Here is a 12,273-nt window from a genome sequence, read left to right as displayed (position 1 = left end):
TTCTCCTTTTCCCATTACAATTCCTACAGAGCTCTCCCGCCGGCAGGACCTTTGGCAGGAATGGGTGTAAAAGGGAATCGTCATCAAAAGGAGAATGTGGGTGAGGGGAAATATACCATGCATCTTCATGATACCGCCACACTTGAATTCCATTCCACGGAGCTCTATGTGAAATCGGAGGGGGACGGAGGCGAAATCTCCAGGATCCGGTTCCGGTACAATGAACATAAGCACCTGAGGAACATGGCACAGGCTCTGGCACAGGAGGCGGTCACCCTCTTTGACGGCGAGCTGTTCTTTGATGTCTGCGGCCGATGCGGAAAGTGCTGCAGGGAGAGAGAGATTCTTCTCAGCTCCCACGATATCCAACGCATCTCGCTCTTTTTTGATGCAATGCCTGAAACTGAATTCCGGGAGACTTTCACTCTTCCTGCCGTCACATGGAATGCCTGTGACGGACTGGTGAAAAAAAAGGGGGGGGCCTGCGCCTTTCTGGAAACCACCGCCGGCTCAAGGCACCGGTGCGCCATCTACCCTGTGCGCCCCTTTTCATGCGAGTCCATTCCCTCCACCATGGCACTCTGTGACAAGAGACCTGAATTCCTTATCCCCCTCATCGAGATGATAGCCTGCAGCGGTGATGAGACCACAGTAACCCTCATCGACGGGAGAGCGATAGCCAAGGATACAAGAGAGGGACCCATAGCCCCCCTCCTCGGGAAAGCAAGGGAATATATTGGAAGCATCAATGAATCTGAAGTGAATCGCTATGACCGCATCATCTGCTCCATTCAGCTCCTTATAGAGGAGCTCGGGCGGGATTTTGCTCAACAGTATGGGAAGGAAAAGCTCATGAAACGCTATGATGAGCTCGAGGGACTCATCAATGATCTGGACTGTATTGAAACAGATAACCCGAAGCGCCAGGATACGCTTGCGGCACTCCTCAAGAAAGCGGAATCAATGAAGAAGAGTCGCCTGGATCCCCGCCCCTTGGAAGACACCTCGCTGACGGCAGAATGCAGAGACTGTCCCGGAGCATCCCGCGATGACCACCTGATAAGGCTCTTCCCGGAAAACCTCATCATCACGGAGAAAGCACACGGCTCCCACCCGGTGATATCGATAAGCTATAAGAGCCGCCTCTCTCTTCTTCTCGCCGTGCGCGAATTCATCTCATCTCTCCTTGCCGCAGTGAGCCGGACGAACCTCGAGTCGCTTTGCCACCTCGAGCCCGACTGCAACCTATGCGGCGAATGCTGCCGCATATTTCACGTCGAAATCACCCCTCCCGATATCGAGAGGATTGCCGACCACAAGGGCCTTACCATGGGGGAGGTCCGTGAGCGTTTCATGGAGCCGGGGAAATTCTCCTGGAACAGGGAAAACGCTCTGCTGAAAGCAACAGTCCGTGAGGGAAAAGTGCGGGACTGCATTTTCCTCGGGCAAAAATCTGAAGGCGTCTTTCTTTGTGAAATCTATGAGGCACGACCTCAGATATGCAGGAGCTATTCATCATCAAACAGGCTCTGCGCGAGAAAAAGCCTTGCCGAAAAGGCCCATATTCATCTGAGCACCGTGATCTCGCTTGATATCTGCGACGAAACAGCCTTTCTTACCACGTATCAGACCTACAGCAAGAAACAAAAGCCCTTTGCATTCAAGCTTGGCAGTGACGGCAGATGCGCCGGGGCCTATACCATGCTCAAGAGCGAAATCACGGCTCTCCTCGGTGAATGAAGACGTACGGGCAGCCCATGGATTTATCAATCCCTTCTTGGCGGGTGAGATAGGATTTTATCCATCTCTGCCGAATCTATATAAAAAAAGTAAAGCCACACGATGAGGCCTTTCCGATATGATTCACTGAGGTAGGAGGAAATTGCATGGATTCTATATCACCCCAGGGTGAAGGCGATCAGCTTGACAGCATACATCTTGCCACGCTTCTTGAAGTAGAGAGAACCTTTAATTCATCGCTGGAAATAGACGAGGTTCTCAACGCCGTAATGGATAAGGTAATTGAACTCATGAAAGCCGAGAGAGGCTTCATCATGCTTCTGGAAAAGGAAAACCAGCTTGTGGTGAAGGTGGCGCGCAATATTGAAAAGCATACGATAAAGAGCGAAGACTTCAAGGTGTCGAGCAACATCATCCAGAAAGTAGTCAAGGAGAAAAAGCCCATCCTGAGCTCAAACGCCATGGACGACCCGAGGTTCGACTCCTTCGGGAGCGTGTCTCTTCACTCAATCCGCTCAATACTCTGCATTCCCATGATTAACAAGGAGAGAGTAATCGGAGTTATCTATGTGGACAACAGGGTGAAGACGGGTGTATTCAAGAAGGGCGATCTCCAGCTTCTCTCTGCCATATCATACCATGCCGCCACTGCTGTTGAGAACGCGCGCCTTTATGGAAACCTCAAGAACGCCGTAAAAGCGCTGGCAAATGCCATTGAGGCCCGTGACACCTATACAAGGGGCCACGTGGAGAGGGTCTGCCGCTATTCCCTGGAGATTGCCAACGAACTCCACCTCTCCAAACATGATCTCAATGAAATCGAGATATCGAGCATCCTCCATGACGTAGGCAAGATTGGGGTGCCCGACACGATCCTCAAGAAGCCGGGACCCTTCACCCCTGAAGAGAGAGAGATCATGGAAAAGCACACCATACAGGGGAAGGCAATCGTCGAGCCAATCGATCTCTCACAGAAGGTCAAGGACGGGATCCTTTACCACCAGGAGCGTTACGATGGAAACGGCTATCCCAACAAGCTCAAGGGAGAGGATATCCCCCTCTTCGCGAGGATACTTGGCGTTGCAGACGCTTACGATGCGATGCGCAGCGACAGGCCTTACAGGAAAAAGCTGCCCAGGGAGGTTGCCATCGCTGAGCTGAAAAAATACAACGGCATCCAGTTTGATCCGGTCATAGTTGAAGCTTTTATGAGGGTTCTGCAGAGAAACTCCACAGACTGAAGAGAAGAGGAAGATTCCTATGAAGCGCACCAAGGCTCCCTCGGGGGGGAAAAGACCCTCAAGTTCCTCGGAGATCGTGGCCCAGTATTACCCTTTAAGGAAATTCTCTCCCAAGCTTTTCTCCCGAAAATACCGCATGTCATTTTTTATAAAGCCCCACTTTTTTGAAAAGGAAGGGCTCAGGGCGGAAATTGAGAGAATTGTGCAGCGGCCCCATGGAGGCTATCCAAATACACCGTTCCTGGATGTATTGGCCCTCATCACCTTTGATGAAAAGGAGATAGAGGACCTGAAAGAACAGCTCAGCGACGAGCTCTGGAAAAACAGCGAGATTCTCATTGGCCTTCCCCACAAGCCGGCGGAGTTTGAGGACCTCATCAAGGAGCTCAATGCCATGGAGGAGCTCGGCGCCGATGAGTCAATGAAGGTGGGCATGCTTGCCTCCTTTGAGAAGGAGATCAGGCGCTATCTCACCCTTGAGGAAATGAGCTGGTACTGGAAAGGCGCCGAGATATTCCCCCGGGGCGAAAAGGGGAAGAACAAGTTCTACAGTTCTGTCCTCTCAAGGCTTTTCCCCAAGATGATCGCTTTCCCCCAGCGCCTCTCGCCTTCGGAAAAAAACAAGATCGTTCCGAAGGCCCTCTCAATGCTTCTTGATTTCAGAAGGCCTCTCGTTTTTCAGAAAAGCGGCGGCAACAAGGCGAACAGGCTCCTCAGGGAGTTCCTCCACAAGAACAGGGTGTCCGAACAGGTCGTCGATTACGGGGCCTACCAGCGGTATGAGATAGAAAAGACGCTCCCCCCCGATTCTCCTCTCACGGAGTACTGGGCACTCCTCACTGACACCTTCGTGGGGAAGGGCACAAGGAAGCAGTCACACCTCGTGAGCCTCTATACTACGCTCCTCTCTTCGCCTTTCGGCCTCTCTTTCCACAATTTCCTGCTCCTCATCGGGTGCTTCATAAGGGCTCACCAGGAGAACCTCACGCTCTGCGAGGTCTCAGGAGGGAGCAGGAAAGAGGTCGAGATTACACCCTCCCGCATCATCGATCTGCTGAAAAACCCGGAGAACAAAGAGATCACCTATGAGCATGCCTCTTCGGCTGAAATGGCGCTCCTGAAGGATCTCGTCGCCCTGGTGAGGGAGTCCGCCCCCGGGGAGGAGGTGAGCTCCTCGGCAGAGGCAGCCTTCTCTTCACTTGCCGAATGGGCTTCAGCCCTGCCGCCCCTGGTGAGGGATATCCTGGAAAACGACGGCGGGAAGCCTGCCGCATTCATTGACCTCCTCAGCCGGAAGAAGACGAGAAAGAACGCAAGGGAGATTCTGTGGGTCCGGCTGCCGCAGTTGCTGGACCTGACGGAATTTGATTACCGTGACGAGATCTCTGTCCAGGAGTTCAGGGAAAAACTGGCAGACCTCATGGCCCTCATTAAAAATGCCCTTCCCGGGAGAAAGCTCTTTGTCCTTGAAGAGCTCTCGGCCCTGTTCAATGCCGGCGGGGCTCTGCAGCAAGAGGTGCAGAAGGCTATAGGCGACTGGTATGAGCGCCAGGGAGGGAAACTCGCCTCAGAAGCGCTCTCCCCCGATCTGGCGGCCCTTCTTAAGGCAGCGAAAGATGCCGGAGCCTCCGATGACCTTGTTTTTTCGAAACTTCCTGCAGCACTCGCGTTGAAAGAGTGCGCCTCCTGGGAGAAGGACAGGTTTCTCGAGCTTATCCTGAGAATTGGAGCGGCCCTCCAGCAGGTGCCGCAGGCAACACCCGGGGGGCTCCCTGCACGCTCATCAGGCGAGGACTCACGGCATTATGCGCAGAGGATAATGCTGCACTTTCTTGAAAAAACAGGAAAAAGCCTGCAAGACAAGGAGAGCATGCTTGTGGATCTCGCGGAAACGCTCTATCTCGGGGCTCCGCGCTGAGCCATGAACCCGCCGGGGGGGCCGCAGCGAACAGACACACGGAACAGGAAGGAACTCCGAAGGACAAAAGCCCTTGCGGCGCTCCGCCAGCTGGCAATGGCTCTCAGGCGGGAAAAGGTCCACAGGCTTCTGCTCATCTGCCTGGTAATTCTTGCCATAGGCGCCCTGGGGTTTTATTTCTTTGAGATCATGCCTGCCAAAGACCCCACGGTGTATGGAACTACGCTTGTTGAAAGAATGGGCAGCTCGCTGTGGTGGTCCTGTGTCACCCTCTGCACGGTGGGCTACGGCGATATCGCCCCCAAGTCACTTGGAGGCCGCACCGTCGGCATATTTGTAATGTTTGCGGGAATTGTGGTAATGTCCCTCATTACCGCCATCATCGCGTCGGTCCTTGTGGAGAGAAAAATCAGGGAGGAGAAGGGCTTGGAAAGCGTCAGTCAGGTAAACCATCTGGTGATGTGCGGGTGGAACGAAAACGCCGCAGAGGTGCTTCTTGCCATCAAGCAGTCGAAGGAGGCTCCCAAGACCGTCGTCCTCATCAACGATCTTGAAGAGGAGAAGATAAACGAGATAAAATACCGCTTCCGTGAGGACCTGGATATCTCCTTCATCAAGGGGGACTTTGTGAATGAGAGTGTCCTTGAGAGAGCCAACATCCCTGAAGCCCACTCGGCCATCATCCTCTCAGATACATCCAGCAGGCAGGACCGCGCCAAGGCTGATGAAAGGGCCATCCTGGCAACCCTTGCAATAAAGCATATCCAGGAGAAGGTGAGAGTCACGGCGGAGCTCATAGACCGCGAGAACGAGGCGCATCTGAGAAGGGCCCGTGCCGATGAGATAGTGATCAGGGGGCAGTACGCAAGCTTCTTTATCGCGAACTCAGCTCTCTCCCCCGGCATTCTCTCGGTGATGGGAGGGCTTTTGAGCCTTGATCAGAAGCATCAGATCCTCAAGATCGAGATTCCCCAGAGATTCATCGGGCAGAAATTCAGGCAGACCTTCGAATACGTCCGTGACGACCTCGGGGCCATTCTTTTCGGGATAATCTCCGTGTCGAAAGGGATGCGCATAGGCGATCTTCTCACCGACGATCTCTCTGCCATTGATCTGTTCATCAAGAGGAAGTTTGAGGAGGCCGGCACAGACCTTGGCGCCTCCGACGATCAGGTGGAGGTCATGATCAACCCTCCTGACGATTACAAGATCAGGGAAAACGACTTTGCCGTAGTGATATATTCCCAGACCGACAAGGAAAAACCCAGGTGAGAAGCAAAATTGACATTCTCAGGAATTACCGGCTCTTCCGCGAAGTGTCCGACGGGCAGCTCCGCGTCATTGCCTCGGTGCTCAGGGAGCGGGAGGCGAAAAAGGGCGAGACCATCCTGGAGGAGAACACTCCGGGCCATGAGATGTATATCCTCGTCGAGGGAAGAGTGGAAGTATCCCATACGCTCACCCTGAAAACAGGAAAGAACACCTTTGCCGACAAGGACAAGTCTCTCAACACTCTCTGCAGCGAATACCATTGTTTCTTCGGCGAGATTGCCCTTGTGGACCCTACGGCCACCAGGACGGCAACGGTGACCGCCCTCACTGACTGCAGGTTCCTGGTCATTGAAAGGCAGGATTTTGAGCGGATTTGCGAGAGTGATTTCCGCCTCGGCTATCTCCTGGTAAGAAACATTGCCGAGGAGATCTGCGGGAGGCTTAAGAAGACGGAGAATGATCTCCTCAAAATCACCACGGCCTTCTCAATCGCCCTCAGCCGATGAGGCAGAGGACGGCCTGTAGCAATACCTCACGTAAAGAAGCCCCGCCAGGTTGCTGATCCCATGGGCAGCCATAGGAACGAGGAGATTTCCTGTCATACTATAGGAATATCCCAGCAGTCCGCCAAGCAGGGCTGTCCATATCCCCGCGAAGATGAGCCTGCGGTGGCCCATGTGGAGCGCTCCGAAGCAGGCGCTCGCCGCCACGATACCCCACTCCTGCTGGAGCACGCCCCTGAAAAGGGCCTCTTCACAGAAGCCTGAGAGAGCCGCAATGGCGAGGATCCCGGCAAAGCCAGAGCTACCGAACAAAGGGAAGTAGAGGTTCTCAAAAATCCACTCAATATGGAGGCTTTTGACTCTCCTCCCTCCCGTGTAGAGCAGAAGGTTGAGAAGCGCCAGGGCAAATCCCAGGAGCACTCCCCACAGCAGTGACAGAGAGGGAACAAGGGAGTTCCACCAGAAGACGCGACGGCACAGGCCCCATACGACGGCTATCACAAGCACGGCGCACTGCATCGCAAAGAGCAGAAACAAAGGGGCCCTCATGCCGCGCAGGACAGCCAGGCATAATCTTCTGTACCGTTTTCTCCTCAAAGCTTCATCTCCTCGCCACTATCAACAATGCCGTCACAGTCCTCCGGGGCAGGGACAACATCACCATTATACCAGCAGGGGGAGGGCCCGTAAAGCCTCGGAGCAGCCCATGATTTATCTGTCCAAAAATTAACATTTTGGTTCATTGCCTCGCCAGGCGAAATCTGATATAATAAACGCGCATGAAGACAAATCCACAGGAGGACGATGTATGGATAGAATTGGACCCGGCAACGCAGATTTCATAAAGAACGCCGCCTCTTCAGGCTCTGCACCCCAGGCACCGCTCAAGGAGAAAGGGGAGAAAGCATCATCTGATCCCCTCGATCAGCTTGATCTCACCAGGCTCCAGGGGAAGGAAAAAATAGAGCTTATCATCGAGTCCGGTGACAAAGCCTCCCTTGACAAGATAAAGAAAGCCATTGTCGAACAGAATCCCCAGAACAAGATAAAGGCAGATCTTCCCCTCATCAACGCTTTCTCCGTGGAGCTCGCGCCCGATTCTCTCGGCGTCCTCCCCGAGCTCAGTAAAATCACCGGTGACGTGAGCGTCTTCCTTGACGGGAGAATCACCATACCGGATCCCATCATCGAAAAGCCGGGCGAAGTGGGCGCCCTTATGGACGTGGCGACAAAGACCATGAATCTTGACAAGGTGTGGGAGAGAGGCTTCACCGGCAAGGACGTGGTAATCTGCGTCATTGACACCGGCATCGCACCCCATCCCGACCTCAAGGAAAAGATTATCGGCTTCCAGGACATGGTGGCGGGAAAAACCGAGGCATACGATGACCAGGGCCATGGCACCCACTGTTCCGGTATTGCCGCAGGCACCGGCCAGGCATCGGAAAATGGCAAATTCAAAGGTGCCGCACCCGATGCCAAGCTTGTGGGCGTCAAGGTTCTCGATGGAAACGGCTCAGGAAGCTTCACCGATGTCATCAAGGGCATCCAGTGGGCTGTAGAAAACAAGGACAAGTATAAAATCAACGTGATCAGCATGTCCCTTGGCGGGCCCGTTTCCCAGTCCGCCAAGAAGGATCCCGTTGCCCAGGCCGTCGAAAAGGCCGTTGAAGCAGGAATCATCACGGTGGTAGCCGCAGGCAACTCAGGGCCCGGGAAAGAAACCATCGGCACTCCCGCCAATGCAGAGCATGTCATCACCGTGGGCGCACTTGACGACAAGGGCACCGTAGAAAGAGAAGATGACGGTATCGCCTATTTCTCAAGCCGCGGCCCCACGAAATACGACAAGCTCGTAAAGCCCGACATCGTGACGCCGGGGGTCAAGATCACTGCAGCCGACGCCACCAGCGAAGGTTATGTGACCATGTCCGGCACCTCAATGGCAACTCCCTTTGCCGCAGGAGTGATGGCCCTTGCCGTGCAGGCAAAGCCCGATATCACGCCCGAAGAGCTGAAGACCCTCGCCATGGGCTCTGCCGACAAGCTCAAGGATCCCAAGATTGACGAAAATACCCAGGGCAAGGGCGTTCTTGATCCCCTTGAGATAATCAACACCCTTGCACCGCCTGAAAGCCAGCCGGCATAAGGGAAAACACCAGAGTTCAGGGAGAGGGGCAGTATGCCCCTCTCTTTTTTTTCATGGAGGAGATTCCTTAAGCTCGGGAGAATTACAACCGGACATTTTGGAGGGGGGTTGGAATGACGGTGAAATCGTTTCCGAGGAATCTTGCGGCACTGGCCTTGATTATTGCAGCTTTCCTCTCCCTTGTGGGCCCCTCTTTTGCCTTTACAGAGAAGCCAGACTGGAATGAAGTCTATATTGTGGGCATCATTGAGCCTTACAACAGGACAGAAATCGCAGGGCGCCTCGAGCTGGCGCCTCTCTTTGTCGAGAGGATGGAGAAGCTCCTCACCGATGCCAACTACAAAGTGGTCCGCATCACCAACGAGATGCTCTACCGTGACGATTTCCGGGTTTATCATGAAACAGAGCCCGACACCCCTCTTGATACCGAACAGATAGTGAGGCTCTCAAAACAGTACAAGCTTGATGCCCTTGTGACAGGAAACATTCTCTCCTACCAGAAGCGCTCAAAAGCCGAATTTTTCCATCTGAAGGAATTCTGGAAGGTTTCACTTGAGGGGCTCGTTTACAGCGGGAAGACAGGGAGCCCCCTTCTGAGGGTGCCGGTGAACAAGGAGGAGCGGATATACCTTGATTCCCAGTCTCCCCCCTGGCAGAAGCAGATCCTGGACATCGACGTGGCGGCGGTGACGGAGTGCGCCGGCAGCTTCCTTGCCGCCATGGGCAGAAAACCCCAGGACCGCGAGGCACCCCTTATTGATATCAGAAAGCCCCAGGACGCCCAGGTGTTACGCTCTACCGTGGTACTTCTCCTCGGGGAGGTGACAGACTCGAGCCCTATCACCTTTCTTTCCGTCAACGGTGAAGAAAAGGAGCTGTTCCCCAAGAAGAACCTTAAGCTCTACTATCCGGTCACCTATATGTACGGCAAGGAAAAAGAGCACGCGACCCTCACGGTGGTTGCCAAGGACATGTATGGCAACACCTCGTCGCGCACCATCGGCCTTACCTGGGGAAAGCCCGTAAGGGGCGAGATCACCAAGGTGCAGGGCAAGGACATCCTCATCAATGTGGGAAGCAGGCAGGGTGTTTCTGGAGGCATGCTGTTCATGGCCTGCAACGTGGAGACCTACCGTGATCCCGCTACGGGCCTTCTCATGTTCAACTTTGTGGAAGTGGGACCCATCTATGTGACTAAAGTGTATACGAACCGCTCGGAATGCACTTTCATCCACCCGGAAAAGGCAGAGCGCATGAAGAAAGGCGACATGGTACGATGAATTTTTGTGGGGAAAAAGGGGTTTTCCCTCCGGCAAAGAATCTTTATGGGATTTTCTGCTGCTATCGAGTGACACGAAGGGGAGGCAGGCAACAGTGCGAAAAATAGCAATAATCACATTGATACTAGTCATATGGGGAGGTTTCAATTCAGCATGCCACGGGGCACCTCTCTTCGGTGATGTGCCTGATACCCACTGGGCTAACGATGCAGTGGCGAACCTCGCTGCGAAAGGGATCGTTGAAGGCTACCCTGACGGCACTTTCAAGGGGGACAGGGCCTGCACGCGCTATGAGATGGCAATGGTCATCGCCCGTTTTCTCGCAAAGAATGACCAGGAGCACGCCACTTTCGCCACGAAGGCAGAGCTTCAGGAAACAAGAAGGCTCGTCATGGAATACCTTGATGAGCTCCAGGCCTATGGAGTGAGAGTAACCAACCTCGAGGAAGATACTTCGAAGCTCAACAAGCGCGTGACAGAGCTCGAGAGGGTGAGATTTTACGGGAGCTTCGAGGCTTCCGGTGTCAGCCAGTTCGTGGGTGGCGACATCCCCTTTATCGGCACGATCAGAGTACCGGGCGTTGACTGGAGCTCCGGGCGTCTTCTCACGTCGGGATCAGGGATGACGGCACTTGCAAAGCTGGGCATTGATGCAAAGATTGCACCGGAAATCAATGCGGGAGTGGAGCTTGCCTCCTTTACGAACCTGGGCGATCCCAATGTGAACAACTACTGGGGAATCGTTCCCCCTTACCTTTCGAACCCTTACCTCGCCGCAGGCACCAACCCTTCCCAATGGTACACCCAGTCGCTGCTGAACATTCCCTGGAGCAGGACCACCATTGACCGGCTCTGGATGGTTCACAAGCCCACGGAAACAAAGGTGATCTGCGGTTCATTCACCCCGGAGTACATTGACAGGAGCGTCCTGGCGGGCCCCAAGAACCCCAACATCCATGGGCCCGATACCCTTCCCTTCTACGGGGCAAAAGTGAGCTCTTACAGGAAAGGGCGCCTCCTCTCTTACGAGGCGGCCTTTGCCACGGTCCCCCAGGACTCTTCAGGCGTCTTTAATTACAATACATGGATGGGTGTGGGAAATGTGGGGCTCAACTGGGACAAGGCCCGCATCGCGTTCAACTACATGCGCACCGTCAACGAGATGTCCTCTTTCGGCACAATCCAGGGAGCGGGAATCATCCCCATACCGCTCCGCAGGCAATGGCTTGACGCGAGAACAAACTCCCTGAGAAGCTTTGTGGGCCCCCAGGCCCAGAATACCGCCGGAGCGAGCGCCAATGTTGACCTCTCAAAAGAGGTGAAGTTCGTGGCCGAATACGCCGCGACAGAATATAATCCCGACACGTCGAAAACAAACTTCAATGCCACGGCGAGAGGCGACCTGCTGAGAGCGGGCTTTTCGGGCTACTTCCAGAAGAAGCTCGCACTCGATCTCTATTATTCCTCGGTGTCTGCAGCCTTTGATCCCTTCCTGCTGAGATACCAGGTGCCTCCCAACATTCCGACAGTGCTCCCGTACGGCAATTACTACACTGATTACTGGCAGTTACACGATTACCTGAAATACCCGAGCAACAGGCAGGGGCTGAGCTTCACGGGGAGCTACAAGTGGCCCGACACGATGCTCTCGGCGAACTGGAGCAGCCTGCAGCAGGTAAGAGCCTGCACCCCTGCGAATGTGCAGAGCATAGGCTATGTAGAGCCCATATTCTCCACGCTGCAGGGCGGGGGAAGCGAGCTGGGGACCATAGGCAGCTGGGGTATCGGCATATCTCATACCTTTCCTACGAAGCTTTCCGCCTTTATCAACTATTCAAACTACACCATCTCCCGTTCTAGCGCATTCCCGCTTGACACCATCAATATCGGCGAGAATTTTTACTCCGGCGGCCTGAGCTATCCCTTCACCAACAAATTCTCTGTGTTTGCAAGCTACACCGTATTCTCTCTCAAGGGTAACTACGGGATCATAAACTCAGACTTCCGCCAGGACATTCCCTCCCTGGGAGCCAGCTACAGTCTGGGGCAGGATTCCTACATAAGGGCATCGTACCGTCTCTTCTCTCTTTCCAACAATGCCGTGGCCCGTTCAAACTGGAGCGGCAACCAGGCCATGATGGAATACAAGATAACGTTCTGAGCCAAAGCA

General features: G+C 54.2%; 9 protein-coding genes. 8 read left to right on the top strand and 1 reads right to left on the bottom strand.

The window, feature by feature from the left end:
- The first annotated feature begins 117 nt into the window (after positions 1–117).
- The 5 genes from RDV48_17550 to RDV48_17530 all read left to right on the top strand — a co-directional run bounded on the left by RDV48_17550 (position 118) and on the right by RDV48_17530 (position 6,677).
- Positions 118–1,740, top strand: coding sequence for a YkgJ family cysteine cluster protein (locus RDV48_17550; protein MDQ7824611.1), 1,623 nt, complete (start codon positions 118–120; stop codon positions 1,738–1,740).
- A gap of 146 nt (positions 1,741–1,886) precedes the next feature.
- On the top strand, positions 1,887–2,981 hold the full coding sequence (locus tag RDV48_17545) for an HD domain-containing phosphohydrolase (protein MDQ7824610.1): 1,095 nt from the start codon (positions 1,887–1,889) through the stop codon (positions 2,979–2,981).
- Positions 2,982–3,000: 19 nt separating this feature from the next.
- A complete protein-coding gene (locus RDV48_17540) occupies positions 3,001–4,899 on the top strand; it encodes a hypothetical protein (protein ID MDQ7824609.1) in 1,899 nt (632 codons plus the stop codon).
- Positions 4,900–4,902: 3 nt separating this feature from the next.
- Entirely contained in the window at positions 4,903–6,171 is a 1,269-nt protein-coding gene (locus tag RDV48_17535) for an ion channel (GenBank protein MDQ7824608.1), read from the top strand.
- A complete protein-coding gene (locus RDV48_17530; GenBank protein MDQ7824607.1) occupies positions 6,168–6,677 on the top strand; it encodes a cyclic nucleotide-binding domain-containing protein in 510 nt (169 codons plus the stop codon). Before RDV48_17535 ends, RDV48_17530 begins: the two co-directional genes overlap by 4 nt.
- Here the strand turns inward: RDV48_17530 and RDV48_17525 are convergent.
- Entirely contained in the window at positions 6,657–7,211 is a 555-nt protein-coding gene (locus RDV48_17525; GenBank protein MDQ7824606.1) for a CPBP family intramembrane glutamic endopeptidase, read from the bottom strand. The two genes, RDV48_17530 and RDV48_17525, sit on opposite strands and share 21 nt — an antisense overlap.
- A gap of 271 nt (positions 7,212–7,482) precedes the next feature.
- Between RDV48_17525 and RDV48_17520 the strand changes: the two genes are divergently transcribed.
- The 3 genes from RDV48_17520 (at position 7,483) to RDV48_17510 (ending at position 12,264) form a co-directional block, all read left to right on the top strand.
- Positions 7,483–8,823, top strand: a complete 1,341-nt coding sequence (locus RDV48_17520) for a S8 family peptidase (GenBank protein ID MDQ7824605.1) — start codon at positions 7,483–7,485, stop codon at positions 8,821–8,823.
- Positions 8,824–8,936: 113 nt separating this feature from the next.
- A complete protein-coding gene (locus tag RDV48_17515) occupies positions 8,937–10,103 on the top strand; it encodes a hypothetical protein (protein ID MDQ7824604.1) in 1,167 nt (388 codons plus the stop codon).
- Positions 10,104–10,197: 94 nt separating this feature from the next.
- On the top strand, positions 10,198–12,264 hold the full coding sequence (locus tag RDV48_17510) for an S-layer homology domain-containing protein (GenBank protein MDQ7824603.1): 2,067 nt from the start codon (positions 10,198–10,200) through the stop codon (positions 12,262–12,264).
- The last annotated feature ends 9 nt before the right edge of the window (positions 12,265–12,273 follow it).

This window comes from Candidatus Eremiobacterota bacterium, assembly GCA_031082125.1.
Lineage (GTDB): Bacteria > Vulcanimicrobiota > CADAWZ01 > CADAWZ01 > Ess09-12 > Ess09-12.
This window is presented reverse-complemented; position numbering and strand designations above follow the sequence as displayed.